The following is a 26,595-nucleotide window of genomic DNA, read 5'->3' as shown; positions in this document are numbered from 1 at the left end:
CGTTCCACGATTCTGGGTGAGCCCAGAGCCGTGGCGTTACTCAAGCATCGTGCCGGCAGAAGATGAGAGTGGCATTGGTGCCGCCAAAACCGAAGCTGTTCGACATCACACAGTTAAGTTCAGCGTTGTCGATGCGACTGCGGGTAATCGGAATATCGGCGAAAGCCGGGTCCAATTCTTCGATATTGGCGCTTTCGCAGATGAAGCGGTTGTTCATCATAAGCAACGAGAAGATCGCTTCCTGTACGCCGATGGCGCCAAGCGAGTGGCCGGTGAGCGATTTCGTCGCGGAAATCGGCGGGATGCTGCCGCCGAAGACGGCGCGGATGGCGTCGATCTCTTTCGCATCGCCGACCATCGTGCTGGTGCCGTGCGGGTTAATATAATCAATTTTAGGCAAGCCCTTGCCGTCGAAGCCTTTGAGGGCGAGCCGCATGCAGCGCTCGGCGCCTTCGCCCGACGGCGCGACCATGTCGAATCCGTCCGATGTTGCGGCGTATCCCGTGACTTCACCGTAAATCTTGGCGCCGCGAGCTTTGGCACGTTCGAACTCTTCGAGAACCACGACGCCGGCGCCGCCGGCTATCACGAAGCCGTCGCGGTTTTTGTCATAGGCGCGGCTCGCTTTTTCGGGTGTGTCGTTGAAGTGCGTCGACATCGCACCCATCGCATCGAAGAGATCCGACAGCGTCCAGTCGAGTTCTTCGCAGCCGCCCGCGAACATCACGTCCTGCTTGCCCCACTGGATCAGTTCGGTGGCATTTCCGATGCAATGCGCGCTCGTCGCGCAGGCCGATGAGATTGAGTAGTTGACGCCCTTTATTTGGAACGCGGTCGCGAGGGCTGCGGATGGCCCGGAGCACATGCCTTTCGGCACTTCGAAAGGACCGATCTTCTTCGGACTGCCGGTCTCAAGCGTTGTCTCTGCGGCTTCCACAATGGCTCGCGTCGAAGGCCCTCCCGACCCCACGATGACGCCGGTGCGCTCGTTGATGACATCCGTTTGTTCTAGTCCGGCGTCGCGAATCGCTTGATCCATCGCGATCCAGTTCCAGCCGACGCCGGGGTTCATGAATCGCCGCGGCTTTCGCGGCACCATGCTTTCCCATTCGAGATGCGGCGCGCCGTGGACCTGACATTTAAATCCGAGATCGGCGTATTTCTCGGCGCGCGATATGCCCGACTTCGCCTCTCGCAACGAAGCAAGCACTTCCTGAGTGTTGTTTCCGATCGAGGAAACAACACCCATTCCAGTCACAACTACGCGCCGCATGCGCTCGTCATCTCCTGCGGTTTATTTGCGCGCCCGCTGGTGTGTCGGGACAACGCGCAAACGCTTAAGTGCCTTCGCTCGTTTTGAGTAGGACCCGCAGGTCCTTGGCTGTGTATATCACTTCGCCGTCGGCTTTCAGGATGCCGTCAGCCTCGGCTAGTTTCAACTTGCGGGCGATTACTCGCTTTATGTCTATGACATATTCGAGGAGCTTGACGTCCGGCGTCACTTCCCGCGTGAACTTGACCTCGCCGACGCCCGACGCGCGGCCCTGGCCCGTCAGGCCGAGCCAGCCGAGGAAGAACCCCGTCAATTGCCAGAGGGCGTCGAGGCCGAGGCACCCTGGCATGACCGGATCGCCTTTGAAATGGCAGGCAAAGAGCCAGTCCAAGCGCTCGTTACCTGCCACCTTCAGTTCGGCAACGATATGACCTTTACCGTGCGCACCGCCTGTCTCGGTTATTTCTTTAATCCGATCAACCATGAGCATCGGCGGAAGCGGCAGCTGCGCATTTCCGGGGCCGAAAAGCTCCCCGCGAGCGCATGCCAAAAGGTCGTCAAATTCGTAGTTGGAACGGCGTTCCGCCATGTAATCCCTCGTCTTGCAGCCATTCGGGGCATTTGTTTAAACGGCTTTTCCCCGCCAACCGCGCGTTTCCTGGGCTCCTAACACACCCCTGGCGTAACGCCTAGCATAGCCCGCCACGGCGTTGTAACGGCTGGGTTTGGACGCAAATAATGGATTTTTGTCGCAAGTTGCGGGTTTTCGACCATGCGATTATAGTTTGTGTTAGCGACGCGTCGCCCCATATGGGGTGCAACGTGGGAACGTCAGCACGGTTGTTCAAACAGAAATGTCCGAGAATTTGCCATTCGCACCTGAGATTGCACCGAGCGCTACGATACCCGACAAGCTGCGTCAGGCGGGCTTGCGCCCAACGCGGCAACGTCTCGCGCTGGGCCGCCTTTTGTTTGAGACAGGCGACCGACACGTGACCGCCGAGCAGTTGCATGCGGAGGTTGCGGCGCTGGGAGAGCACGTCTCGTTGGCGACAGTCTACAACACGCTGCATCAGTTCAAGCGTGCCGGTCTGGTGCGCGAACTCGCGATCGAAGGCTCCAAGGCTTACTTCGACACCAACACGTCCAATCATAATCACTTTCTGCTCGAAAGCACCGGCGAACTGATGGACATCCCAAGCGATGTGATTCGTGTCGAAGGTCTGCCGCAGCCGCCCGAAGGCATGAAGATCACGCATGTGGACGTGGTCGTCCGTTTGGCAAAGGATCAATGAAGACCAGGCACCGCGTCCCCTGCCTCATTTGATCGTCTCGCCCTGATAGACGCCCCAAAGTTTCTTCTGCTGGATATAGCCGCTGTAGTCGTCGACGGTCACGCGGCACCAGCGGCCGTCACAGGTATGCAGATCGGCAATCACGCCGGCCTCAACTTTTGCAACAACGCGTGCGGAATTGCTCTCGCTCGATCGGATAGGCACCAGAGGTGGCGGGGTCCCGGTTTTGCGCTCCCACGGCAGAACGAGCGCCGTCCGACGTCCGGATAAGAACGATTGCAGGACCCAGCCTGTGGCGCCGTCCGCGTCGCGGACCTGGCGCCAGTTGTCGAATTCCTTCACGATCTCGAGCGGCAAGCCTGCGCGACGATAGACCCAGCCAGTCGGATAGTCCGTTCCTGGACCGTTTCTAAGATTAACCCGGTCGGATTTGAGGCTGACGAAACGGGGGACGGGCAAGCCGCTGCCTGTCGGAGCGGAGGACTCTCCCGATTGAGCGCCCGACGGGATCAGTGCCGCTGCTAAAATGGTCCCACCGTAGGCAACGACCACAAAAGCGGCTCGAGCGCGCGAAAGGAGTGACGTGCGCTTCAAGGTCGAGGAAAACGATTCGAGCATCGGGAGCGTTTCGTGGGCCTAACTTGGGGAAGAATGCGATTTGGGCCATAAATGCCGTCTGTGGACCGGCAGAGTGAATCAGCACTTTGTCTTCGCGAAGGCCATCTGATAGACACGGGGCCGCACTTTCTCAAGCGGACTTGGCCCTGCGCCGATCTTAGCCGCATTTGTGCAACGGAAAGCGAATGCCTGCTCCACTGAAAAAACCGATCGTCGTTGTCACACGCAAACTACCTGACGCCGTCGAGACGCGCATGTGCGAATTATTCGACACGCGGCTCAATGTCGACGACAGGCCATTCAGCCAAGCGCAACTCGTTGAAGCCGTTAAAATGGCCGACGTTCTCGTGCCGACGGTTACGGATCGCATCGACCGTTCGGTGCTGACACAAGCCGGGCCGCGTCTGAGATTGATCGCCAATTTCGGCACCGGCGTCGATAATGTCGATCTCGATACCGCCCGCAACCGGGGTATTCTTGTTACCAACACACCGGGCGTGCTGACGGAAGATACCGCCGACATGACTATGGCGCTTATTCTTGCCGTGCCGCGCAGGCTGGCGGAAGGTGCTGCCTACATGCGCGACCCCGCGACGAAGTGGTCGGGATGGTCGCCGACTTGGATGCTCGGGCACCGCATTTACGGCAAGCGACTTGGAATTATCGGCATGGGCCGTATCGGGCGTGCGGTTGCGCGCCGGGCCAAGGCGTTTGGCCTACAGATCCATTATTACAATCGCCGCCGCCTGCCCGAAGACGTTGAAGCAGAATTCGAAGCGACGTTCTGGGAAAGCCTGGATCAGATGCTTACGCGCGTCGATATCGTTTCGGTCAATTGTCCGCACACTCCCGGCACGTATCATCTCTTATCGGCCCGCCGCCTCAAGCTGCTGAAGCCTTCGGCCTATATCGTCAATACGGCCCGTGGCGAGATTATCGACGAAAACGAGCTGGCGCGGCTTCTCGAAACGGGAGCTATCGCGGGTGCGGGTCTTGATGTGTTCGAGCACGAGCCTGCCGTCAATCCACGGCTCCTTGCGTCGGACCGCGTCGTTGCATTGCCTCACATGAGTTCAGCGACTCTCGAAGGCCGTATCGACATGGGTGAGAAGGTCATCATCAACATCAAGGCCTACGCTGACGGGCATGCGCCGCCCGATCGCGTTCATGCTGCGATGCTGTAGGCGCTTAATCGCTTACGATCGGTGTTTCGTTCCAGAGGTTCAACGCAACCGTGACGTAGAACGTCGCTGTCGCAGCATACCCTGCCGTGAGCCACCCAAGCTCGTTGAGCGATAAAGGTCGAAGCGTGCTTGTTCCGCGCGCTGCGGTGCTGAGGACCGCGGGCGTGATCAACACAATCAATCCGAGCAACAGGTAGTCTCCGGACAACGCCGCCAGACCGATGCCGATGCAGAGCGTTATAGCGTGCACAATGCGCGCGGCGTGCGGCGCAATCCGCGACGTTAAAGCCTGCAGAATGCGTCCGCCGTCGAGCGGCAAGACCGGCAGAAGGTTGAAGCCGTTCAACATAGCGCTGACGAGCGCGAGGTCTGCTAGAAATGGATCGTTACTTTGGTTGCTTAGAAAGACGAACAGAACCGTCGTCAGCATGCTGAACGCTGGGCCCATTAGCGCCACAAAGCCACGCGTGACTTCTGCCGTTCCGAAATTCTCGCCGACAGCGACGCCGCCGAAGAAGGGTACGAAATAAATTCCGCGAACAGGGATGCCTGCCCATCGCATCGCGATGATATGACCGAGTTCATGGATGAAGATGACGGCGAGCAGACTCGCTGCAATCGAACCGCCAAAGAGGGCGAAGAAGCTCGCGAATGTCAAAGCACCCGTAATCCCGGCGCTTTTGATTTGATCGGCAGGTGTGCGATGGCTGTTGCCTGCGCGAATTTCCGCGGTGCGCTTCAGGCTTTGAGAGCCTCGCAGTATCGTCAGCGGCATGATCAGCCGCGTTGAGAATTTTCTATGAGTTAATTCGCAGCTGTTCGTTATCGTCGCCTGTTTGTCGTCACCAGAAACCGCGACTGCACCGACGTAGTCTTCTCCAAGCCGGTAGACTGGATCGCATTCGCTCATCAGCAGACGCAGCATGATCGCTTCGCCGGGCCGTTCTTCGAGCACCTGGTAGGCGAAGGGCAGGGCACGGTCGCCGAAGCGGCAGACGCCGGAAAACACACCTGGCCGCAGCGGATCGGGCTCGGTATCGAGTTCCATCGGCGGCGTGCTTTCAAGTTTTATTTTGTGCGCCGATACGACGGACCAGCAAATGTCCTTCGGGGCGTTGACCACGCTCGACAGCACATAAATCCGCCGTTCGATGCCGGCCATGACATCGAACGGAATGCGGAGCAGCTCTTTGAACAAGAACGCGACGTTCGCGAATAGCGGCAGCACGCGTATCTCCTGCGGTTCGTGACGTTAATTTACGCACGGAATGGCGATACGGGCGAGCCTGCTCGTGGGTAATTTTTTTCGAATACGCCAATTGTTATTCGGCGGCGCAGGCGCGCCTGCCTTGTCCGCGATGGATCGAGAGGTCATGTATCGTCGGCATATTCCCGGAGAGCGGGTTATCAGGATCCCAGCCGATCGATACGATTTCGAAACGCGGCGCCAAGGCGTCGTAAATCAGAAGCTTGCCTGCAAGGCTGTTGCCGATGCCAAGGATTTCCTTGACCATCTCAGTTGCCTGCAGCGTCCCAACGACGCCAGCGATGGGTCCAAGCACGCCGACTTCGGCGCAGTTCGCGACGAGTCCTTCCGGCGGCGGTTCAGGGAAAAGACAGCGCAATGTCGGATAAGGCGTGCCGTCCTTCGTCGTTTCGTAAGGTTTGAATAGAGAGACGTAGCCGTCGAAGGCGCCCAGTGTCGCGTAAGCAAGGGGCCGTTTCGCGAGGTAGCAGGCGTCGGATACGAGATAGCGTGTCGCGAAATTATCCGAACCGTCAGCCACGATGTCGTAACGGCCGATAAGATCGAGCGCGTTCTCTGCGGTCAGACGCTCGGCATACGTTTCGACGTTTACCAGCGGGTTTATGCGGTGAACGGCATCGCGTGCGCTTTCGACTTTCGGGCGATCCGCATCCGGCGTGCCGTGGATGATCTGTCGTTGTAGATTATCCAGCGAGACGTGGTCATCGTCGATGACGCCGATAGTACCGACGCCCGCCGCCGCAAGATACATCAAGAGTGGCGATCCGAGGCCTCCAGCGCCGACCACCAGCACGCGTGCGGCTTTGAGCTTCTGCTGGCCCGGTGCGCCAACGTCGCGCAGCACGAGGTGACGCTTGTAGCGTTGCACCTCTTCTGCGGTCAGCGTCGGCATTTGTAACCCTTCGAACCCTAGCTCCGCGCCTGCGGATCGAGGAAAAGCTCGCTTGAGAAATAACGCTCGGCCGACGACGGCGCAAATGTCACGATGGTTTTGCCCGCATATTCCGGCCGCTCGGCGACAGACATGGCTGCGGCGACGTTGGCGCCCGTCGAAATGCCACCGGGGATGCCTTCAACTTTCGCGACCATGCGCGAAACTTCAAATGAGGTTTCACTCGATACGGTCACGACCTCGTCTATCAGGTCGGTTTCGAGGTTGCCCGGGATAAAGCCCGCGCCGAGACCTTGGATTTTGTGCGGCCCCTTAGGCTGACCAGAAATAACAGCGCTGGTCGTCGGTTCGACCGCAATGACTTTGAGACCGGGAATACGTTTCTTCAGAACGCGGCCGCAGCCGGTCAAGGTGCCGCCCGTGCCGACGCCGATGACGAGCGCATCAACCTTGCCTTTTGTATCGTTGTAGATTTCCTCGGCCGTCGTTTTTTCGTGAACGAGCGGGTTTGCCGGATTATCGAACTGGCCGGGGATCAGGGCATCAGGGAAGGATTTGGCCAGTTCCTCGGCGCGTGCGAGGGCCGCGGGCATGCCGCCCGGACCGGGGGTCAACTCAAGCTCGGCTCCCAGGTGTGTCAGGATCTTGCGCCGTTCGATCGACATCGTTTCCGGCATCACAAGAATGAGCCGATAGCCCCGTGCCGCTGCCACGAACGCCAACCCGATGCCGGTGTTGCCGGACGTCGGCTCGATGAGCACTGTTTTGCCCGGCGTAATCCGGCCCTCGGCTTCGAGAGCATCGATCATCGCGACGCCGATGCGGTCTTTGACCGAGGAGAGCGGATTGAAGAATTCAAGTTTCAAAAGAATGTCGGCCTTGAGGTTGGCCGCAGCCTTGATCTTCGACAGGCGTACGAGTGGCGTGTGTCCAATCGTTTCGGCGATACTGTCATAGACGCGTCCTCGGCCCCACGTGCGCGTTGCCTCAAGTGTCTTGATCTCAAGAGTCTTGGTCATGGCTTGTCTCGACGGTTGGATTTGCGGCTCGCGCATATTGGGATGTGGTTGTTGTTTGTCGCAGGTTCGAGGGCATCGCTCAAGTGCTCTCGGAAAATTGCAAGGCCTTAATATGCATAGCGTTTTTCAGCTTAGGGGAAGCGTTTCCGCCTTTTCTTCAGAGATTCACGTTGCGCATCAGGCCGGGGCGCCGCAACCGCATTTCTTTTCTTCGTCGCTGTTGAGGATGATGTCGCGCTAATTCCGGTCGAGCCGAAACCTCCGGCGCCTCGTTTGGTTGCGGAGAGCTTTGTAACTTCGTGGAGTTTCGCGCGTGTAACAGGGGCAATGATCATCTGCGCGATCCGCTCGCCGCGTTTGATTGCGAACGGTTCGTTTCCAAGATTGATGAGGATGACGGACACTTCGCCTCGATAATCGGCATCAATGGTGCCGGGGCTGTTCAGCACGGTGATGCCGAATTTGGCGGCGAGACCGGATCGCGGGCGCACCTGCGCTTCGCTTCCGGACGGCAGTTCGAAAATCAGACCGGTCGGGATGAGCTTGCGCTCTCCCGGCGACAACGTGATGGGTGTTTTCTTGGCCACCGCCGCCAAAAGGTCGAAACCCGCGGCTTCAGAGCTCTGATAATCCGGCAGAGGCAAGCCGTCGGCGTGCGGCAGGCGCCGGACTTTAACTGCCACCGTTTTGGGCTTATGGGGCCGCTTCATTCGGCGGCCGCGCGCTTCGGTACAAGGCGTCTGGCGGCGCGGTCTACGATCTTAGCCGCCACGTCGGCTTTGCTCATCTCAGGCCAGCTTTCAATGCCGGCATCGGTGAGCAGGTGGATCGTATTCCGCTCGCCTCCCATGACGCCGGTCTGCGGAGAGACATCGTTTGCGACGATCCAGTCTGCGCCCTTGGATTTCAGCTTCTTTTTGGCGTGGGCGAGGATGTCGCCGGTTTCGGCAGCAAAGCCGATGACCAGATCGGGCCTGTTTTTCTTCCTATGCGCAACCGTTTTCAGGATGTCGGGATTTTCGCTGAGCTTGAGATTTGGGGCTGTGCCGGTTGCAGATTTCTTCATTTTCTCTGCGTGGGGTTCGGCGATGCGCCAGTCTGCGACGGCGGCGGCGAATATCGCTATGTCGGCAGGCAAAGCTGCCTCGACTGCTTCCAGCATTTCAGAGGCCGTTGTGACGCGGACGACGTGAATGCCTGCGGGCGGCGGAAGGCTCACCGGGCCAGATATAAGCGTGACGTCGGCGCCGAGATTCGCTGCGGCAATCGCGAGTTCCTGGCCTTGCTTCCCCGATGAGCGGTTTGCGAGATAGCGCACGGGATCTATGGGCTCGTGCGTCGGTCCGCTGGTCACGATAACATGACGGCCGGCAAGCGGACCTCGATCGGGCCTGGTATCGGACGTGGCATCGAGCGCCGATTCCACGGCGGCAAGAAGATCGGGGACTTCGGCGAGCCGACCGGGGCCCGCTTCACCACGCTCGGCCATTTCGCCAATCGCGGGACCGACGAAGAGTCGGCCATCGCGCTTCAGCTGCTCGACGTTGCGGCGCGTCGCCGGGTTGAGCCACATGTGCGGGTTCATTGCCGGGGCGACAAGTACGGGTTTATCCGTTGCCAGCAGAATTGCCGTTGCGAGATCGTCGGCGTGTCCGCCGGCCATGCGTGCAATCAAATCGGCGGTCGCGGGTGCGACAACGATGAGATCGGGGTCGCGGGCCAGGCGGATGTGGCCGATCTCTCTTTCGTCATCAAGATCGAACAGGTCAGTGAAGGCGCGCTCATTGGTCAGGGCTGCAACCGAAAGCGGTGTGACAAAGTGTTGGGCCGCTTTGGTCAGGACGGCGCGCACATGATATCCGCGTTCGCGTAGGCGGCGAATGAGGTCCAAGCACTTGTAGGCGGCGATGCCGCCGCCGATGATCAGAAGGATACGCTTCGCCGATGACAAATTATTAAAACCCGATCCTGGACGCAGGCGGACAGTAGCACAATTCGCTTTGGCGGAAGTTAAGAGGGGCCGGGATTAAGGGCCTCGCGAAGGTGCAGGTAGACCGTGGCTTGTGATAAAAATTTGTGCGCTCTACGCCAAATTTTTTATGTCGCGCGGTGACTTGACGCAGAATGAATGTTGGTACATGGTGCGCGCGCTTGAGGCCTTTCGGACCGGCCGCAAGCTTCAAAGAAAAACGAATAATGGTCCAAGTCTAGGGACGAAACTATTGGGGTGGCGCCGTTCTGCGGCCCACCCCAATTCATTGTCGGGTACCAAAGTGGCCGATTAATCCGGGAAGAGATGATCCGGCTGCGGCCTTTTCGTCGGAGAGCTGGTAGGGTCCTCGCCATCGCGCCGGAGCTGATCTCATTTTTCCGGCAGTCCGCGTAAAAATTCTGCACCTGTTTTGTGGGTCACGCCTTGATCGAGGCGTCTTTCTCGCGGCAATAACGCATCAAGACGCGATCGGGGGCATAAAGCAGAGATGAGCCGCCTTGGGGATATTTCCGGTGCGAGCCGACCCTCGCCTCGTCTCATTTTATTAGCCCTGGCGGTTTGGCTCGTCCTCGCAATTGCACTCCCGCTTTCGGCGCTTACGCTTAATTTCTTTCGTCTAGGCGGACTGCCGCTCGGCTTCTGGATTACGGCGCAGGGCGTGTTCGTTGTGCTGGCCGCGCTGGCGTTTGCTTACGCCTGGCGTGCGGGCGGAGAAGTCTCGGGGGAGGGCCCGTGGCCTTCGCTGGCCTTTGCGGGCGAAGCTGTCGGTGCGGCGACGCTTCTCGGCTTCACCGGCTTCATAGCGGCGCTCGGCTATGACGGACTGGCGCTTCCTCTTGGATTGGTTGCGGGCCTGACGTTGCTTACGATCCTCGTGGCACCACGTTTCGTACTGTATCCAGCGCGTTCGATCAGCGGTTTCTTTGCTTTCCGTTATGGCAGCGTCGCGCCGCGCCGACTCGCGATGCTGATCACGGCTGTTGCAACCGTGTTGCTCTTGGCTGCCAACCTCAAGGCGGGTGCCTACGCTCTTCAAAGTCTCGCGCATATCGAAATGTCTGAGGCTGTGACGGCCGTGGGCCTAAGCGTCGCGGCCGTCTGGCTCGTCGGCAGCATCCTGCAGATACGGAAAGCCGCCGGGATCGGCTTTTTGGCTGTCCTGATTGGACTGCTGGTCACGCTCGTTGCCCTCGCGGCTCATGCGCGCGGCTGGACCGTTCCGTATCTCACCCTCGGAGCGGCGCTCGAAAATCATCTGCAGCTCAACATGACGCTTGTCACCAATAGGCTCGCCGACGTCGATGCGTTGACGCCGATGACGTCACCCTTTCTGCAGCTGTCGATGCGGAACTTCGCCGGTTTGCTGTTGGCCGTGGCATTCGGTGTCGTCGCGGCGCCGCACCTTCTTGGCCGTCATGTCTCCCAGGCCGTCGTTGCGCCGGGGACGGCTGTCCGCCGCAGCGCCTTTGCGCTTGCAGCCGTTGCGGTCCTTGCGGCAAGCCTGTCACCGCTTGCAGTCTACAGCCGGATCGATTTCGAAAAGGCCCTTGCGAGAGGCATAGAAACGGCGGCAATTCCGCAAGCCGTCGCCCGCGCGAGCGAGCTCGGGTGGGTCAAGATCTGCGGCGCGCGCTGGCGCGATCCGGCGGCCATTGCTGCCGCTTGTACGAAAGCGCCGGAGCAGCGCGGATTCCTCAGGCTTCAGGATCTCGACTTTACCAAGGATGGTTTTGTCGTCGCCGCACCGCTGATTGGCGGGGTTAAACGGCATCTGCAGTATCCATTGCTGTTTGGCATCGTTCTGGCCGCGATTCTTGTAGGTCATGCTTTGCTCGCGGGGCTTGCAGAGGTCGATACCGAGGTGCGGGCTGCTTCCCTGCCCCAGCGAAGCGGATTGGATTACCGATCGGCGAGTCTCGGAGCGGGTGTTTCGGTCATCGCCGTCGTGCTCGCGTGCATGGAAACAATAGGCAGCGGACTTCTCCTTGCCGAGGGGTTCGCGCTGCTGGCTTCCGGTCTTTTCACGCCAATCGTACTCGGGCTGCATTGGCGGCATATGAATTCGAAGGGCGCTATCGCTGCGATGCTCGTGGGCTTCGGGCTTGCGCTCGTTTATCTTCTGGGTGTTCACGTCTGGCCCGTTGAAATGGCGCGCCTATCGGGTGCGCTGTCGGACGCGGGGGTGGAGGCTCTCGACCAGTTCAGGGATCTCAACGCTGCGTTCTTAGCCGCGCACGATCCTCAGGCGCAGGCGGTCGCCTGGTCGGCGCTGCGCGAACAGGCGGCGACAGTGGCGAACTGGGGCGGCCTGAAGCCCGCATCCATCGTTTTGCTTGCGGTGCCGGTGAGTTTTGTCATCGCGATCGTTATCAGTCTCCTGTTCAGAAACCGGAAACGGACTGCGGAGCGTTGAGCCTTCGCGCGGGAAGGCGAGTCATCTAAGCTCGTTTGTCGACAGCGATACGGGCGCCTGATGGATGCCGGATGAAATCTACGATCTGGCCGTCATTGGCGGCGGCATCAATGGTACCGGCATTGCCGCCGATGCGGCTCTGCGCGGCCTGAAGGTTCTGCTCGCGGAGGCGGCCGATCTGGCTGGCGCGACCTCATCGGCAAGCTCAAAACTTATCCATGGCGGCCTCCGGTATCTTGAGCATTTCGAATTTCGTTTAGTTCGAGAAGCGCTGGCCGAGCGTGAAGTTCTGCTTGCGAAAGCGCCGCATCTCATTCGCCCGATGCGGTTCGTTCTACCACGCGTGCCAGGGATGCGTTCGGGGATTCTGATCCGCGCCGGGCTCTTCCTTTACGACCATCTGGCGGCGCGCCAGACGTTGGGAGGATCGCAGACGGTCGACCTTCGTGTGGATCCTGCTGGGGTACCGTTGTCGCCTGACATGAGAAGCGGTTTTGCCTATTGGGATTGCGCGGTCGACGATGCACGGCTGGTGGTCGCCAATGCGATCGCCGCCCGCGAAGCCGGTGCGCGCATCGAGACGCGATCGCCCGTCAAGAGCTTGAGGGCGGAAGGCGATGTTTGGGATTTAGAGACAGGTTGCGGGAAGGTTGCGGCGCGCGTCGTCATCAATGCGGCCGGACCTTGGGTTCGAAACGTCGCAAGGCTTGCTAACGGCGCGCGAAAGACAGCGGCGGATGCCGTTCGGCTAGTCAAGGGCAGTCACATTGTCGTTCCGCGCATCGCCGGAGCCGACGACGCTTATACATTTCAGAATGCGGATGGCCGTGTCGTCTTTGCCCTGCCGTTCGAGAACGATTACACGTTGATCGGCACCACCGAGGAGCCGTTGACGGGAGATCCGCGAGCCGTCGGCACAAGTGCTGCCGAGGAGCTGTATTTGCTCGATGCGGTCAATCGCTATCTCCGCGTGCCGCTTGAGACGGAGCAGATCGTTTGGAGGTTCGCGGGCGTCCGTCCGCTGGACGATGATGGCAGCAAGACTGCGTCTGCCGTCACGCGCGATTATCGACTGGAACTCGAAGCCGTCGGAACGCCGCCGATCGTGCATGTGGTCGGCGGCAAAATCACCACCTATCGCAAGCTTGCCGAAGCGACACTCGATCTGATCGCGCCGTACTTTCCGGCGATGCCCGTGAGCCTAACATCGACTGTCGCGCTGCCGGGGGGCGATTTCGAAGATCAAACGTTCGATATGTGGTTCAGCGCATTCGCTCGCTCCAACGCCGGATTCGAACGGCACTATCTCTTGCGGCTCGCCCGTCGCTACGGCACGAGGACCTCGCGTATCATCGATGGCGCAACATCCGAGTGCGATCTCGGTGAAGACATCGGTGCCGGACTGAGATCAGCGGAGATTGCTTATCTCAAGGCTGAGGAATGGGCTGTGACAGCCGAAGACGTGTTGTGGCGCCGAACGAAAGCAGGCCTGCATCTCGACGCCGATGAGCGCGTGCGCGCCTCCGATACGATCCAGGCCTATCTTGATAAATTCTGAGCTGCCGGTTGTCGCTTTACATCAGACGGCGGCGCTGTGCGCGCAGCGCGCATGTCGCCGGACAAACGGATTCCGGACAGAGTAGCTGATTGGCCTGACGGAGTGCGGTTGCGAGCGCCTGGGCACCGTTTAGCGTATCGCCGATATCGTCCGAGCCGATTAGCGCGGCTGCCGATGCGGTTAGCGCCTGTCGTTCGTTATGTTGGCAGGCGGCGATGATCGAGATAGCCAGACACTCGTCACGGCAGAAGCTTCTGCAGCCTGTCGGCGATACTTCGATATTGCGCTGGGCGTTGGCCTTAACGGCGCGTACGAATTTTGAAAGATCGAGAAGGAGCGCCTTGGCTTGTTCCGGGCCAAGCATGCCTGAGAACGAATTCCATGCGTCTTCCCAACATTTGATGTCGCCCGTCGCAAGGCCGGCAAGCCAACAGCGAAAGCCGACGCCAACGAGTCTTTCCGGTGCCTTGGCGGGAAGCGGCACGACTTTGGCCGTCGACGGTGTGCCGTCGGAGCGCGCGTTCGACATTGCATCAGTCATGATTGCGATCCTCCGCTAGTGCCGTTTTAATTTGCGGGGTTAGATCGGCATGGCCACCGACGCGAAGGTGATGGCAGGTCGCGCGATGAGACGCGCAGTAACTTCGGTTCATCCTTGGCTCCAATATGCGGGGTTCAAGGCCCCGGTATCGGTTGGCGCCGTTCGTCGGCGCGCGGAGTCGCTACGACACCGTGACGTGAGCTAGCCTGATCGCTATGCGGCGGTCAACCATTAGCAAACGGCTGAAATCACATTAGAATTTTTATAATTTTGAAATGCGGATCGGCCGGGAATTTCTGCCATTCGATCTTCGCAAATTATGTCGGCCAGCGCGCGAAATCGCCGAATGTGATCAAGATCTCCGTGCCTTTTCCGGGCGCGCTATCGATTTCGATTTCTGCGCTCATGTCGCGCACGAGATGCTGCACGAGGGGCAAGCCGATGCCGCTACCGCTGAGCCAAGGTTGAGCTGTTTCTTTTTTCGATTCGGTTTGTGCCGCTGTCGTTTCGGTTATGCCGGGACCGGTGTCGCTGATTGTCAGGAAAACCCGGCCGTCCGAGAGATAGCCTGTCGCTGCGCGGATATCGCCGCCAGGCGGCGTGAATTTGATAGCGTTGGTCAAGAGATTGAGAAGGATTTGACGCAATGACGTTGGGTTGGCGACGACGTGCGGCCGCCTCTCCTCTGCTTCGAAAGCGAGCGTGAGGCCGCGAGATTGGGCAAGAGCCTGCACGCTCGATACCGTACGTTCGACGATGGCGTTGAGATCGAGGGCGATGAGACGGGGAACTGCGGTATTCGCCCTGCCGCTTTCCGACAGAAGTGTCGCGATAACGTCAAGCGCGTGCGCGGCGTTTTCGTGGATGTCGGCGGCGTAGGTCAAATAACGGCTGTTTCCCATTGCGCCCAGGCGTTCATCACGCATGACTTCGGCGGCGGCGGCAATTGCAGTGAGCGGCGTTTTGAGTTCATGCGCGAGCTTTGCGAGATGGTCGGGATCCAGGTGCGATAATGAGGTGCGCTGAGGTTCCGCGACGCCTTGGGCGGGCGTGGGAAAATTGCTTTCAGGTCTATCGCGCGCGATTTTGTCGGACGTTTCTGCAATGCCCGGATTTGCATGCGGTGCCGTGGGGCCCGCATCCTTGGGATTGCCGTGGGGAGGCGTTGCCGTTGACGGCGTTTCGACCCCGAGTTGGTCGATGATATGCAGCACAAAGACTCCTGGTCCGCCGGTCACCTCGCGTGTTATCGTGCACCTGACGGACCGCAACTGTCCGTTGTTCCAAAATTTCAGGCACTCGGCAGATTTGCCGGTGATGCACCCCAATGCGGCGAGTTCGCGCAAGCGCGCGAGCGCCGGCGTCGAGGGGTCGAGTGCCGTCGGAAACGACGCATACTCGAACAGTCCAAGAGCTTTGGAGCCGGGGGCGTTCGCCGTAACGATTTCTGCTCTATCAAGATCGATGGTTACGATCGGTCGAGCGTCGTCGGTGGTTGCACGTGGCGAAATGGTGTCGCGCATCTGCTGTCGTGCGGGCGTGAGCGCAGCGGTCATCGCAGAATTCGTCCGATCCTTGGGACTTCGTGTGCATTCCTAGACCCATGTAGGTGATTTGGGGCGCCGGATAATATGAAAATCCTGCATTTTCCACCGTTGTCGATTCCATCCGAAGGTTATGCATGTGCATCGGCGAACTCCTCATCGGTTCGCAGCAGGCGCAACGTTAATGGGAGAGGCCCCCGGCGGACACTTCTCGATGTCAGTCGCCTCAGGCGGAAATGCGCGGGGCAACATCAGGCTGGCGAGGCTAGACGTCGCGTCTACGAGGCCAATTTTTTTGCACAATGGCGAGGATGATGATGCAGAACGCCGCCAGCCGCGCGAGATAGAAAAAAGGCTGCTGCTCGTCGGAGATATGGCCGAGCCCCAGCATCAGGCGGATCGCTGCGTCGATGGCGAAGGCAATCGAAAAGCATAGAAAAAGGCTATCGCGAGATTGTCGCCAAAATCGCAGGAAAAAAAGTGAAGCGACCAGATCCGCCATGGCGGCTGCTCCCAACATGACTGCACTGAAATCTTTCATGACTCGGTATCCCAAATTAGGCCGTAAAGAAGGATGGCCATGGAGAGCAAAATGGAGGCATTGCGCCAAAGGGAAAAATCGATGTTGGGAAAGACGAGTTTATCGCAGACCAGGAAAAGATTATTGATGGTCAGGCCGGCGAAGCAAAGTCCGCTCCACAAAAGCAATCGATAACCTCCGCGGCGGTAGGCTTGCAGCAGGAGGTAGGCGCAGACCGCCGCCGTCAAAGCGCAAAGGCTATAAATGATCGCTGCGATCACGACCGCTCCTTCCTGATCTTGAACGCATCCGAAAATTCTCGCAGTCGCCGTGGCTTCCCGTGAATGAGGTTCGTTACCGGGATGAGATGCCGAGAATAGGACTCGGCTAATCTCTCTACCATTTGGCGCTGTTCATCGGATTGGGGATCAAATCGATAACGCCCCTCATCACAAGTCAAAAGCCCGCTTTCGCATAGCTGGTCGAGGGCGTTCGTCGCTTCGGCTTCGCTTATATAAAGCCGCCTTGCGCCGACCTCCGCCGTCCACGCCTCGCTGAGGTTGCGACGGAGCAGCAATAGCGCCTCGAGCTGGGCAATGGAGTCTATGTGTCTGAGGATAAAGTCGCGGAGATCCTCAGGAATTAGGTCCGCCAATGGTTTAGTATCCTTCTATGTCAATGGCCGTCGCGGCGGTGCAAGACGGCGATTCAACCGACACTTTGCCTCACAGAAAACTCAATGCAACCCCGGTATCGGGCATTTGTCGCGTTTCGGTGACAAAACCAGGAGCACGAGCCGCGACAGGCCGAGCTGTTTTTTTTCCGAAAGCGTAGTAGTAGGGCCGCCCCGCCGCGAACAACCATTGCTCGGCGCGGCTACGGAGCCAAAATCTTTGCCGACGCCTCGACAAAAAGATTGCACAGAAAAGCCCGATAGCCCGCACCGAGGCTGGTTCGAGCGCATCGACTGGGCTGCCGTCGGGGCGCTGGTAGCTCTTGCGGCCTTTTCATATGCGGCGACTGTTCTCTACAAAAACCTGGAGAACATCTCGTGGCAGCAGGTCCACCATGTCGTGGCGGCGTTTCCGCTCTCACGCTTGGGCCTCGCTGCTCTTGCGACCGCGGCATCATACTTGGCATTGATTGGTTATGACTTCATCGCGCTTCGGCTGGTGGGCGCCGATCGCGTGCCGCTGCGCGTCACCGCCATCACATCGTTCATCAGTCATGCGGTGACTTTCACGTTGGGTTTCGGCGTGCTGACGGGCGGTGCCGTGCGTATGCGCCTCTACCGCGCGTGGGACGTAAAGGCCGATCAGGTGCTGGCGGTTGTCGTGCTTTGCGCCTTGAGCTTCTGGGCGGGACTTGCAGCGATTGCCGGCATCTGTCTGACACTCGACCCTGAGCTCGTTGCGACCTTGATCGATGTTAACGCCGCAGCGTGCCGACTATTGGGTGTGATTATTCTTCTCTCTATTTTGGGATGGCTTATTTTCGTTGCGACGAAGCCTGCCAATATCGCTATTCGTAACTGGCGTCTGCCGCTTCCCGGTGCGGGTGTCACGCTTGCGGCGATCCTGGTCGGGATGGCCGACGTCGCGGCTGCTGCCGCTGCGCTCTGGGTGTTGCTGCCGAGCGATCTCAACCTCACGCTGCCAGGCTTTCTAGTCGTGTTCTCGCTGGCGACGGTGGTTGGTGTGATCAGCCACGTGCCGGGCGGCTTCGGCGTCTTCGACGCGATCGTGCTCCTCGGTACGGCCAAGGGTGCGCCGTCTCCCGAGCTTGTTAGCTCGCTGCTGTTGTTCCGGCTTATCTACTACTTTGTGCCTGTTTCCATCGCCGCGACGATGCTGGTCGTTTACGAGATGCGCGCAAGGCCGGGGGCGGCGCATGAAGACAGCAGCACCTCGGCGACGCTGTTCGAACCGATTATTCCGCCGCTCGCTGCGATCGCGACTTTTTTCGGCGGCCTCGTGCTTCTGATTTCCGGGACGCTTCCGGCACAGCGCATGTCGGTTGTCCGCGATTTCGTTCCTCTGCCGTTCGTTGAGGCGTCGCATTTTATTGCGAGCCTCGTCGGTACGATTCTCCTTATCGTCGCGAATGGTTTGGCCCATCGCCTGCGCTCGGCGTGGCAATTGGCGCTGGTGCTGCTCGGCGGCGGCGTCATTTTTTCCGTCATCAAAGGTTTCAATTTCGGGCAGGCGTTGATCTGCGTCGCGGTCGCTGCGCTTCTGGTGGGCGGGAGGCGAGAATTCTATAGGCAGGGCGGGGCGCTTTCCGGCCGGCTTTCCGCTCCGGTGCTGCTCGCTGTCGCGGTTGCCGTCGGTGCGTCGGCTTTCATTGGTCTCGCGATCTATCGGGGCGTGCCTTACGACAATTCGCTTTGGTGGGAATTCGCGTACCACCAGGATGCGTCGCGCTTTCTACGTGCGACGCTTGGGGCGGCGACGATCGTCGTCGTCATCGCCGCGTACCAATTGCTGCACAGGACAACGCCGCAACGGCGAGCCATTTCGGCCTCCGAAATGCTGGAAGTCGAAGCGATCGTACGAGCCTCGACGCAGATCACGTCTGAGCTGGCATTCACAGGCGACAAGCGTTTTCTATTTTCACAAAGCGGCGACGGGTTTGTAATGTACGGCGTGCGCGGCTCGACATGGGTTGCGATGGGCGATCCAATTGCAGTCAGAAGTACAGATCTCATCGATCTGGTTTGGCGTTTCAAGGAAACAGCCGACGAGCATCGCGGGACACCCGTTTTTTATCAAGTTGCGGCCGAGCACTTGCCTGTCTATCTCGATGCGGGGTTCTCTCTCGTCAAGCTTGGCGAAGACGCGTGGGTCGATCTCCAAGCCTTTACGCTCGACGGCAAAGTCGGACGGCGGCTCAGGCAAACGCGCTCGCGCGTCGAACGGACGGGCGTTTCGTTCGAGATCATCAAAGCTGAGGATGTGGAACAATTTCTTCCGGCTCTGAAGCGCGTTTCTGATGCTTGGCTTGCGGTGCGCGGGAGACGCGAGAAAGGCTTCTCGCTTGGTTTCTGGAATGACGATTACTTGCGACGGCATGACGTGGCCGTCGTCCGGCACGAGGGACGTATTGTGGCGTTTGCGAACATCTTGAGAAAACCTGCCGCCGCAACGGCCTCGCTCGACCTGATGCGACACGTTTCCGATGCGCCCGAGAGCGTCATGGATTATCTGGTCGTGATGCTGTTGGAACACGTGAAGGCCGAGGGTTACAAATGGTTCAACCTCGGCATGGCACCTCTCTCCGGTTTGCCGGAACATAGGCTTGCGTCGCGGTGGGCGCGGTTGGCTGGGCTTTTCTTCCGCTATGGCGACCGGCTTTACAACTTCGAGGGCGTTCGCATTTTCAAGAGCAAGTTCAAGCCCGAGTGGCGACCGAAGTATCTCGCTTACGAGCATAGTCTTCGTCTGCCGCAGACGCTGTTTGATATTGCCGGGCTGATCAGTGCGAGCCCGCAACGTGCGATCGCGCGACGCCAACGCCATGAGGTCTAGCGTGCGGGTGAGGAAATGATCCAAAGGGCTGTGTTCGCTACGCTTGCGTTTTTGCTTGCAGCTATCGTCGTGACGGACGCGGCCTCTGCCGCCGCAACCGTTAAGCAGGGTCGTTTCGGCGCGGTCGAGGTTGTTACACCCAAATCCGAGGCGTCGGCTTTCATTATTCTGTTGTCCGATCCGGGTGCCTCAACTTCTTTGGGTGGGACATTAGCGCAAATTCTTGCAGATCGCGGTGCGGCTGTTGCCGTGATCGATCCGAAAGTTATCCGTTCAATTCTCAATCCCGCCGATGGCGGCAAGCACTGCATCGATCTTTTCGGAGATATCGAAGAGCTGGCGCGTATCGCTGAGCGCCAGATCGGCATGCAAAGTTGGCAGCAGCCAGTTCTGTTCGGTATCGGATCGTCAGGAACGCTCGCCTATCTCGCTTTGGCGCAGTCGCCGTCTAACACGCTTGCGGGTGCGGTCAGTTTCGGGTTTTCGCCGTCGCTCGCGTCGACGCGACCCTTATGCGACGTGACGCCGACTGCCGGGCCGAAGGCCGGCACGTTTGCGTATGCTCCGGTGAAATTGCCTGGGCGGTGGATCGTTATTGCGCCGGATGTAGATCATCCGAACTTGCAGCCCTTCATCGATGCAAATCCGGGCTCGAAGATGGAAGCGGGGACGATTCAGGATACGGCGTCACGCGGCACGGCGATCAACGCGGCGTTCGATGTTGCAGCGGTGACGACTGCGGGTCTTAGCGATCTGCCGCTTGAAGAGCTTCCAGCGAAGCAAGCAAAGGATCTCGTCGTTTTCTTCTCGGGGGATGGCGGTTGGCGCGACATCGATAAGCGGATCGGCGATATGCTGTCGCGGGACGGCGTCGCGGTGATCGGGGTCGACGCGCTGCGCTATTTCTGGAGCAAGAAAGATCCCGCAGTGATGGCGGCCGATATCGAACGGATCATCCGCCATTACAGAGGCGCTTGGGGCGTGAGAAATATTTCACTCGCGGGGTATTCGTTCGGTGCCGGTGCCATTCCGCTCGCTTGGCCGAAGCTCGATCCGGCGACGCAAAACGAGATCAAACTGATTGCACTGCTTGGGCCGGAGCCTGTCGCGCGCACACAGATGTCGATGGCAGGATGGCTCGGAATTAGCTCGTCGGCGGACATTCCTCTTGGGCCTTATATGGCGAAGCTGCCGAAGGAGCGCGTCATGTGCGTCTATAGCGTTGAGGAGCAGAAGGACAACAACACCGGATGCACGTTACCCGAGCTCAAGGGGGCGACGCTGGTGCCACGTACGGGCGGGCATCACTTCGGCGGGGACTACCAGGAGATCGCGCGGATCATTCTCGATAGGCTGCGTGCGGTGAGCGCGGAGAAGTAAAGTTCTCGGCAGTCATACGATGGATGGTACCGCCTCCCAGAGTTGAACCGGGGACCTCTAGATCCACAATCTAGCGCTCTAACCAACTGAGCTAAGGCGGCACACGCTTTGTTCACAAAGCGATAAATCGAGGACGGTATCGCCATCCATGCTTTTCGCAACCGGCGCGCCTCAATTTCCAGGTTCAGCTATCACCACAGCTCATCCCGAGGGTCAAGGGCCGATTGGCCTCGTCAGGCCGTTCGCGACGGACCACCGCGCCCGCCGAACAGTAAAGCCAATACAATGCCTGCGACGAAGCCGCCGACGTGGGCCATGTAGGCGACGCCGCCGGCGTCCGCCGTTTCGTCGGTGCGGGCGATCGAGCCGAAGCCGCTAAAAAGTTGCAGTACGATCCAGAAGCCGATCACGGCTATCGCGGGCAGTGAAATAATCTGGCGGATAACGAGGACGTCGACGCGTGCGTGGGGAAACATTAGGATGTAGGCGCCAAGCACACCGGCGATGGCGCCGGAAGCACCGACGTTCGGCAGGTTCGAGTGGCTGGTGAAATAATACTGCGCGAATGTCGCGGCGATCCCGCAGGCGAGATAAAAAATGAGATAGCCGAGGTGGCCGAGCCGATCTTCGACGTTGTCTCCGAAGATGTAGAGATAGAGCATGTTGCCGAAGAGGTGCATCCAGCCGCCGTGCAGGAACATGGCGGTGAAGATGGTTGGCGCGTCGCCCGCCGGATCGTGGCTGAAGCGGCTCGGGATGAAGGCCCATTCGCGAATGAAATTGTCGCCGCCGTTTAGTTCAATGAGGAAGAAGAGAACATTGGCGGCGATCAAGCCGTAGGTCACGACCGGCGTCGTTCTAACCGTCGTGTCGTCGTCGCCGATCGGGAACATGCGGTTTCGCTCACGAACTAGGTTTCAGCCAGTACAATCGGCTTATGGGCCGACATCAGATAATTGACGTCCGTATCAGGATTGCGAGTCCATGCGTCTCTTAGAGGATTGTAGCTTATGCCTTCGAAGTGCGGGTTGATGAGCCCGGCGGCTTTGGCATAGCGCTCGAACTCCTCAGGGGTGATGAAGCGTTCCCACTGGTGCGTGCCGCGGGGCAGCCAGCCGAGGATGTATTCGGCGCCGACGATGGCGAGCGCCCATGCTTTGAACGTGCGATTGAGTGTCGAGAAAACCGCGACCCCGCCAGAGCGAACGAGGGCTGCGCATTCGGCAACGAATTTTTCCGGATCGGGGACGTGTTCGACGACCTCGAGACAGGCGACAACGTCAAACTTCCGTCCTTCCGCGATCAAATCCTCAACGCGGACGGCACGATAATCGATGGTGAGGCCCTGGGCTTCCGCGTGGCCCTTCGCAATCGCGATATTGCGCTCGGACGGATCGATCGCTGTCACGGTCGCTCCCATGCGCGCCAGCGGTTCTGCGACGAGGCCGCCGCCGCAGCCGACATCCAAGGCCGTCAGCCCGGCCAGCGGCCGAAGCGCGCCCGCGTCGCTATTGAAGTTCGCTACAACTCGATCGCGGATAAACGACAGTCGCGGCGGTCCGATCTGATGCAACGGGCGGAATTTTCCATTCGGATCCCACCATTCCGCCGCCAGCCGGGAAAAGCGTTGCACCTCTTCGGGATCAAGGGTGGGGCTTGCGGCGGTTGTATCGTTGTGCTGGTTCGCGGCGGTCATCTCAGGGCTCCGTTGGGTGTAGTCGCCAGCGCGGCGGGAAGATTGTCAAGCGTTCGACGACCGCATCGCATGTACGATCGTCTGCCTGGGCTCCGCCAATCGGCCGTTCGGTAGTTGCCGGACGGCGTGCGAGCCGCTAAGAAGCGCGGGATTCATTCCAGACAACAAGGCTCAGGCGGTCCTTTCTGGGCCCGTGCGAGCTTGCAACAGGCATAGGAAGCCCGTTCAGGATGGCGACGGTTGTGATGAAATTCGGCGGCACGTCGGTCGCCAACATCGAACGCATCCAGAATGTGGCTCGCCACGTCAAGCGTGAGGCCGATGCCGGCAACAAAGTCGCCGTCGTGGTATCGGCGATGTCGGGCGTGACGAACCAACTCGTTGCCTGGGTGAAAGAGGTCTCCCCCCTTTACGATCCGCGCGAATACGATGCGGTTGTCGCGACGGGTGAGCAAGTGACGGCGGGCCTCCTGGCACTCGCGCTCCAGGCGATGGGATTGAAGGCGCGCTCGTGGACGGGTTGGCAAGTACCGATCAAAACGGACATGGCCCATGGCGCGGCGCGTATCCTTGATGTTCCGGGCGGCGACCTCAAAAAGCATCTGGACGGCGGAGAAATCGCCGTCATAACCGGCTTTCAAGGCATCGAGCCCAAGGGCGACCGCGTCGCAACGCTTGGGCGAGGCGGGTCCGATACGAGCGCGGTCGCGGTGGCCGTAGCCCTCGAAGCCGACGTCTGCGACATTTATACGGATGTCGATGGTGTCTACACCACCGATCCCCGGATTGTTCCCAAGGCACGGCGGCTTGCTAAAGTCTCCTACGAAGAGATGCTTGAGATGGCGTCGCTCGGGTCAAAGGTTTTGCAGACTCGCTCCGTCGAGCTCGCAATGGTCTACAAAGTGAAGACGCGCGTACTGTCGAGCTTCGTCGCGCCCGAGGCTATGAAACCGTTCCGGGCCGACAACATCGAAGATATCGGAACCATCGTTTGCGACGAGGAAGAGATCGTGGAACAGCAGGTCGTGAGCGGCATCGCCTATGCCAAGGACGAAGCGAAGGTGACGCTCCTGAAGGTCGACGATAAGCCGGGCGTCGCGGCGCGTATTTTCGGACCGCTTGCTGATGCGAGCATCAACGTCGATATGATCGTTCAGAACGTCACGCCGGACGGCAAGCACACTGACATGACATTCACGGTCCAGGCCGCCGAGCTGCCGCGGACGCTCGACGTTTTGAAGAAGGCGAAGGCCGCCATTGGGCATTTTGACGTCAAGAGCTCCGCCGATGTCGTGAAGATTTCCGTCATTGGCGTCGGCATGCGCAGTCATGCGGGTGTGGCGGCACAAATGTTCCAAACTCTTTCGGAAAAAGGCATCAACATTCACGCCATCTCGACGTCAGAGATAAAAATCAGTGTATTGATCGATGCTGCCTATGCCGAACTCGCCGTTCGCACGTTGCATACGGCTTATGGACTCGACAGCGACTAGGCGCGTGCTGTTTTAGCCGCGCTCACTCATTCTTGTGACGGACCGCCCGCGGCGGGCGGAGACGAATGGTATGATTGCGCGGCCTAACGACCCGAGACCCTTACCAAGCGAAACCTCGCTTCGCGTCATTATGCGCGGGCTTCGGGAGATCATGGCCGACGGCGGGGAAGGCCAGGAAAAACTCGATCGCATCGTCCGGCAAATCTCTGGCGTGATGGTCGCGGAGGTGTGCTCGATCTATCTGAAACGGCAGGATGGTTCGCTGGAACTTTTCGCGACAGAGGGCCTCAATCCGTCTGCCGTTCACAACACGCGGATGAAGCGGGGCGAGGGTTTGGTCGGCCGGTGCGCGGAACTCGGCGTAACGGTCAACGAACCGGAAGCTTCGAGCCATCCGGCCTTTTCATACCGTCCTGAGACAAGCGAAGAAATTTATCACTCGCTGCTGGCGGTGCCGATCTCGCGCTCGGGGCAGGTGCTCGGCGTGCTCGTCATCCAGAACCGGACGCCGAAAGAATATTCTGACGAGGATGTCGAGGTGCTGCAGGCGACCGCGATGGTGATCGCGGAGAACCTGGTTTCGGGTGCGGTCGCAGGGACGGGCGCGGCGCTGGAATTTTCCCTATCGCAACCGATGGCGATTGAGGGTGAGCCTCTGGCGGAAGGGATCGCGCTCGGTCACGTCGTGCTGCACGAACCGCGCATCGTCGTCACGCATCTGCTTTCCGACAATCCGGTCGCGGAAATGGAACGGTTGGAGCTGGCGCTCGACAGGCTGCAGGTGAACATCGACGAGATGTTCGAGCACGAGCATCTCTCGACGATTGGCGAGCACCGCGATGTGCTGGAAGCCTATCGCATGTTCGCTCACGACAAGGGTTGGCATCGGCGCCTGCGCGAGGCGGTTGAAGGCGGGTTGACGGCGGAAGCGGCGGTCGAGCGCGTGCAGAACGCAATGCGCACGCGGATGCTGAAGCAGCACGATAATTACTGGCGGGAGCGTCAGCGCGATCTCGATGATCTTTCGGATCGGTTGCTGCGGGTGCTGGCTGGACGGCTAAAAAGCTCGGAGGACGGCAGCGGGCTGCCCGCCGATGCAATCCTGGTCGCACGCACGATGGGTCCGGCGGAGCTGCTCGATTACGACCGTAGCCGGCTGCGCGGTCTCGTCGTCGAAGACGGTTCGAGCCAGAGCCATGTCGCCGTTGTCGCCAAGGCGCTGGGAATAGCGGCGATCGGTCAAGCTGCCGGGATCGTCGATCGCGTTTCGGCGGGAGATGCCGCCATCGTCGATGCGGTGACGGGCGAGGTGCATCTGCGCCCGACCAATGAGGTGATCTCGGCCTATTCCGACAAGGTGCGGTTCCGGGCGCGCAGGCAGAAACGCTATCAGTCTTTGCGCGACCGGCCTGCGATCACCAAAGACGGCATTCGCGTCACGCTGATGATGAACGCCGGGCTTGTCGTCGATATGTCTCACCTCGACGAGTCCGGGGCGGACGGCGTCGGGCTTTACCGCACCGAATTGCAGTTCATGCTCTCTGACGCCTTTCCGAGACTCGACCGGCAGACGCAACTCTACCGTTCGGTGATCGAGGAAGCTCGGGGAAAGCCGGTCGTCTTTCGTTCTCTCGACATCGGCGGCGACAAGGTTCTTCCGTATCTTCGCCAGCCGAAGGAAGAGAATCCGGCGATGGGCTGGCGTGCTATCCGCATGGCTCTCGACCGGCCGGAACTTTTCAGATTGCAGATTCGTGCGCTGCTCAAGGCGGCGGCAGGGCGGGAACTCCGCGTCATGATCCCGATGGTTTCGGCGCCATATGAACTGGGCGCCATCCGAGCGTTGATCGAACGCGAGAAAGCGTTTCTGACGAAGCACGGGCATCAGTTGCCGAGCCATGTTCTTATCGGAGCGATGTTCGAGGTCCCGGCATTACTGTTCGATCTGGACGCGTTCCTGACACGCGTGGACTTTGTCTCGATCGGTTCAAACGATCTGATGCAGTTCCTGTTCGCGGCGGATCGCACGAACGCGCGCGTGGCGAGCCGGTTCGATGTGCTTACGCCTGCGCCTCTGAGGGCTCTTCGCTCATTGATCAAGGCTGCCAAGAAGCACAAAGTTCCCGTCACGCTTTGTGGCGAGATGGCGGGCAATCCGCTCGAAGCGATGACATTGATCGCGCTTGGGCTTAGGTCTTTGTCAATGGCGCCGGCGTCGATCGGTCCGATCAAGACCATGATCCTTTCGCTCAACGCGGAAAAAGCAACCGAATGCGTCGAGGATCTTCTGAAAGAAGGTGCCAAGGACGTGCGCATATCCTTGCTGGAATTTGCTGAAAAAGAAAATGTCGCTCTAGAAGGCTGAGCGCGCTCAAAAGATCT

21 protein-coding genes, 1 tRNA gene and 1 pseudogene are annotated in these 26,595 nt (G+C 59.5%); 8 read left to right on the top strand and 15 right to left on the bottom strand.

Annotated features, from left to right (window positions below):
• Positions 1–40 precede the first annotated feature (40 nt).
• Both fabB and fabA read right to left on the bottom strand, forming a co-directional pair.
• Entirely contained in the window at positions 41–1,273 is a 1,233-nt protein-coding gene (gene fabB / locus VHB22_RS14540; RefSeq protein WP_325457697.1) for a beta-ketoacyl-ACP synthase I, read from the bottom strand.
• A 64-nt stretch (positions 1,274–1,337) separates the two neighbouring features.
• Positions 1,338–1,862: a 3-hydroxyacyl-[acyl-carrier-protein] dehydratase FabA gene (fabA, locus tag VHB22_RS14535; RefSeq protein WP_325457696.1), complete on the bottom strand. Its 525-nt coding sequence runs from the start codon at positions 1,860–1,862 to the stop codon at positions 1,338–1,340.
• 265 nt (positions 1,863–2,127) lie between these two features.
• On the opposite strand from fabA, the gene irrA reads away from it, so the two are divergent.
• The gene (gene irrA / locus VHB22_RS14530; protein ID WP_325457695.1) at positions 2,128–2,568 is read left to right on the top strand and encodes an iron response transcriptional regulator IrrA; all 441 of its coding nucleotides are present in this window, start codon (positions 2,128–2,130) and stop codon (positions 2,566–2,568) included.
• A gap of 24 nt (positions 2,569–2,592) precedes the next feature.
• On the opposite strand, the gene VHB22_RS14525 is transcribed toward irrA, so the two are convergent.
• Positions 2,593–3,186: an SH3 domain-containing protein gene (locus VHB22_RS14525; RefSeq protein ID WP_325457694.1), complete on the bottom strand. Its 594-nt coding sequence runs from the start codon at positions 3,184–3,186 to the stop codon at positions 2,593–2,595.
• Between the two features lie 185 nt (positions 3,187–3,371).
• Between VHB22_RS14525 and VHB22_RS14520 the strand changes: the two genes are divergently transcribed.
• Positions 3,372–4,370, top strand: a complete 999-nt coding sequence (locus tag VHB22_RS14520) for a D-glycerate dehydrogenase (RefSeq protein WP_325457693.1) — start codon at positions 3,372–3,374, stop codon at positions 4,368–4,370.
• Positions 4,371–4,374: 4 nt separating this feature from the next.
• On the opposite strand, the gene VHB22_RS14515 is transcribed toward VHB22_RS14520, so the two are convergent.
• The 5 genes and pseudogenes from VHB22_RS14515 to coaBC form a co-directional block, all read right to left on the bottom strand.
• The gene (locus VHB22_RS14515; RefSeq protein WP_325457692.1) at positions 4,375–5,598 is read right to left on the bottom strand and encodes a site-2 protease family protein; all 1,224 of its coding nucleotides are present in this window, start codon (positions 5,596–5,598) and stop codon (positions 4,375–4,377) included.
• A gap of 94 nt (positions 5,599–5,692) precedes the next feature.
• Positions 5,693–6,529 carry a HesA/MoeB/ThiF family protein gene (locus VHB22_RS14510; protein ID WP_325457691.1) on the bottom strand — a complete coding sequence of 279 codons (837 nt, stop codon included), beginning with the start codon at positions 6,527–6,529 and terminating at the stop codon, positions 5,693–5,695.
• Positions 6,530–6,546: 17 nt separating this feature from the next.
• On the bottom strand, positions 6,547–7,548 hold the full coding sequence (gene cysK / locus VHB22_RS14505) for a cysteine synthase A (protein ID WP_325457690.1): 1,002 nt from the start codon (positions 7,546–7,548) through the stop codon (positions 6,547–6,549).
• 242 nt (positions 7,549–7,790) lie between these two features.
• Positions 7,791–8,258, bottom strand: a pseudogene (gene dut / locus VHB22_RS14500) (dUTP diphosphatase); the annotation flags it as partial.
• Positions 8,255–9,499: a bifunctional phosphopantothenoylcysteine decarboxylase/phosphopantothenate--cysteine ligase CoaBC gene (gene coaBC / locus VHB22_RS14495; protein WP_325457689.1), complete on the bottom strand. Its 1,245-nt coding sequence runs from the start codon at positions 9,497–9,499 to the stop codon at positions 8,255–8,257. The gene coaBC and the pseudogene dut, both read right to left, overlap by 4 nt.
• A gap of 529 nt (positions 9,500–10,028) precedes the next feature.
• On the opposite strand from coaBC, the gene VHB22_RS14490 reads away from it, so the two are divergent.
• Positions 10,029–11,954: a sodium:solute symporter family transporter gene (locus tag VHB22_RS14490; RefSeq protein ID WP_325457688.1), complete on the top strand. Its 1,926-nt coding sequence runs from the start codon at positions 10,029–10,031 to the stop codon at positions 11,952–11,954.
• A 64-nt stretch (positions 11,955–12,018) separates the two neighbouring features.
• Positions 12,019–13,512 carry a glycerol-3-phosphate dehydrogenase gene (gene glpD / locus VHB22_RS14485; RefSeq protein WP_325457687.1) on the top strand — a complete coding sequence of 498 codons (1,494 nt, stop codon included), beginning with the start codon at positions 12,019–12,021 and terminating at the stop codon, positions 13,510–13,512.
• Positions 13,513–13,528: 16 nt separating this feature from the next.
• Here the strand turns inward: glpD and VHB22_RS14480 are convergent, their stop codons facing one another.
• The 4 genes from VHB22_RS14480 to VHB22_RS14465 all read right to left on the bottom strand — a co-directional run bounded on the left by VHB22_RS14480 (position 13,529) and on the right by VHB22_RS14465 (position 16,398).
• On the bottom strand, positions 13,529–14,053 hold the full coding sequence (locus VHB22_RS14480) for a hypothetical protein (RefSeq protein ID WP_325457686.1): 525 nt from the start codon (positions 14,051–14,053) through the stop codon (positions 13,529–13,531).
• 317 nt (positions 14,054–14,370) lie between these two features.
• Entirely contained in the window at positions 14,371–15,609 is a 1,239-nt protein-coding gene (locus VHB22_RS14475) for a HAMP domain-containing sensor histidine kinase (RefSeq protein WP_325457685.1), read from the bottom strand.
• A gap of 253 nt (positions 15,610–15,862) precedes the next feature.
• Positions 15,863–16,138, bottom strand: coding sequence for a DUF5985 family protein (locus VHB22_RS14470; protein WP_325457684.1), 276 nt, complete (start codon positions 16,136–16,138; stop codon positions 15,863–15,865).
• Positions 16,135–16,398: a DUF5985 family protein gene (locus VHB22_RS14465; protein WP_325457683.1), complete on the bottom strand. Its 264-nt coding sequence runs from the start codon at positions 16,396–16,398 to the stop codon at positions 16,135–16,137. The genes VHB22_RS14470 and VHB22_RS14465 overlap by 4 nt, the downstream gene beginning before the upstream one ends.
• 612 nt (positions 16,399–17,010) lie before the next feature.
• Between VHB22_RS14465 and mprF the strand changes: the two genes are divergently transcribed.
• Together mprF and VHB22_RS14455 are read left to right on the top strand one after the other, a co-directional pair.
• Positions 17,011–19,644, top strand: a complete 2,634-nt coding sequence (gene mprF, locus VHB22_RS14460; protein WP_325457682.1) for a bifunctional lysylphosphatidylglycerol flippase/synthetase MprF — start codon at positions 17,011–17,013, stop codon at positions 19,642–19,644.
• 15 nt (positions 19,645–19,659) lie between these two features.
• On the top strand, positions 19,660–21,024 hold the full coding sequence (locus VHB22_RS14455) for a virulence factor family protein (RefSeq protein ID WP_325457681.1): 1,365 nt from the start codon (positions 19,660–19,662) through the stop codon (positions 21,022–21,024).
• A gap of 24 nt (positions 21,025–21,048) precedes the next feature.
• Here VHB22_RS14455 and VHB22_RS14450 read toward each other — a convergent pair.
• The 3 genes from VHB22_RS14450 to ubiG form a co-directional block, all read right to left on the bottom strand.
• Positions 21,049–21,125: transfer RNA gene (locus VHB22_RS14450), tRNA-His, on the bottom strand.
• A 132-nt stretch (positions 21,126–21,257) separates the two neighbouring features.
• The gene (locus tag VHB22_RS14445; protein WP_325457680.1) at positions 21,258–21,917 is read right to left on the bottom strand and encodes a rhomboid family intramembrane serine protease; all 660 of its coding nucleotides are present in this window, start codon (positions 21,915–21,917) and stop codon (positions 21,258–21,260) included.
• Between the two features lie 17 nt (positions 21,918–21,934).
• Positions 21,935–22,720: a bifunctional 2-polyprenyl-6-hydroxyphenol methylase/3-demethylubiquinol 3-O-methyltransferase UbiG gene (gene ubiG / locus VHB22_RS14440; RefSeq protein WP_325457679.1), complete on the bottom strand. Its 786-nt coding sequence runs from the start codon at positions 22,718–22,720 to the stop codon at positions 21,935–21,937.
• A gap of 230 nt (positions 22,721–22,950) precedes the next feature.
• Here ubiG and VHB22_RS14435 point away from each other — a divergent pair, with 230 nt between their 5' ends.
• Positions 22,951–24,213 carry an aspartate kinase gene (locus VHB22_RS14435; RefSeq protein WP_325457678.1) on the top strand — a complete coding sequence of 421 codons (1,263 nt, stop codon included), beginning with the start codon at positions 22,951–22,953 and terminating at the stop codon, positions 24,211–24,213.
• 70 nt (positions 24,214–24,283) lie between these two features.
• Positions 24,284–26,578: a phosphoenolpyruvate--protein phosphotransferase gene (gene ptsP, locus VHB22_RS14430; RefSeq protein ID WP_325457677.1), complete on the top strand. Its 2,295-nt coding sequence runs from the start codon at positions 24,284–24,286 to the stop codon at positions 26,576–26,578.
• Positions 26,579–26,595: the final 17 nt, after the last annotated feature.

The organism is Hyphomicrobium sp., from assembly GCF_035548195.1.
Lineage (GTDB): Bacteria > Pseudomonadota > Alphaproteobacteria > Rhizobiales > Hyphomicrobiaceae > Hyphomicrobium_B.
The sequence above is the reverse complement of the archived record's forward strand: the minus strand, read 5'-3'. Positions and strand labels throughout refer to the sequence as shown.

Excerpts from the sequence above, each read along its gene's own strand:
- fabA (WP_325457696.1), bottom strand. The coding sequence starts at position 1,862 with ATGGCGGAACGCCGTTCCAACTACGAATTTGACGACCTTTTGGCATGC.
- VHB22_RS14510 (WP_325457691.1), bottom strand. The coding sequence starts at position 6,529 with ATGCCGACGCTGACCGCAGAAGAGGTGCAACGCTACAAGCGTCACCTC.
- ptsP (WP_325457677.1), top strand. The coding sequence starts at position 24,284 with ATGATTGCGCGGCCTAACGACCCGAGACCCTTACCAAGCGAAACCTCG.
- fabB (WP_325457697.1), bottom strand. The coding sequence starts at position 1,273 with ATGCGGCGCGTAGTTGTGACTGGAATGGGTGTTGTTTCCTCGATCGGA.
- glpD (WP_325457687.1), top strand. The coding sequence starts at position 12,019 with ATGCCGGATGAAATCTACGATCTGGCCGTCATTGGCGGCGGCATCAAT.
- ubiG (WP_325457679.1), bottom strand. The coding sequence starts at position 22,720 with ATGACCGCCGCGAACCAGCACAACGATACAACCGCCGCAAGCCCCACC.
- VHB22_RS14435 (WP_325457678.1), top strand. The coding sequence starts at position 22,951 with ATGGCGACGGTTGTGATGAAATTCGGCGGCACGTCGGTCGCCAACATC.
- VHB22_RS14475 (WP_325457685.1), bottom strand. The coding sequence starts at position 15,609 with ATGACCGCTGCGCTCACGCCCGCACGACAGCAGATGCGCGACACCATT.
- VHB22_RS14445 (WP_325457680.1), bottom strand. The coding sequence starts at position 21,917 with ATGTTCCCGATCGGCGACGACGACACGACGGTTAGAACGACGCCGGTC.
- VHB22_RS14525 (WP_325457694.1), bottom strand. The coding sequence starts at position 3,186 with ATGCTCGAATCGTTTTCCTCGACCTTGAAGCGCACGTCACTCCTTTCG.
- VHB22_RS14490 (WP_325457688.1), top strand. The coding sequence starts at position 10,029 with ATGAGCCGCCTTGGGGATATTTCCGGTGCGAGCCGACCCTCGCCTCGT.
- cysK (WP_325457690.1), bottom strand. The coding sequence starts at position 7,548 with ATGACCAAGACTCTTGAGATCAAGACACTTGAGGCAACGCGCACGTGG.
- VHB22_RS14520 (WP_325457693.1), top strand. The coding sequence starts at position 3,372 with ATGCCTGCTCCACTGAAAAAACCGATCGTCGTTGTCACACGCAAACTA.
- irrA (WP_325457695.1), top strand. The coding sequence starts at position 2,128 with ATGTCCGAGAATTTGCCATTCGCACCTGAGATTGCACCGAGCGCTACG.
- VHB22_RS14455 (WP_325457681.1), top strand. The coding sequence starts at position 19,660 with ATGATCCAAAGGGCTGTGTTCGCTACGCTTGCGTTTTTGCTTGCAGCT.
- VHB22_RS14470 (WP_325457684.1), bottom strand. The coding sequence starts at position 16,138 with ATGAAAGATTTCAGTGCAGTCATGTTGGGAGCAGCCGCCATGGCGGAT.
- VHB22_RS14480 (WP_325457686.1), bottom strand. The coding sequence starts at position 14,053 with ATGACTGATGCAATGTCGAACGCGCGCTCCGACGGCACACCGTCGACG.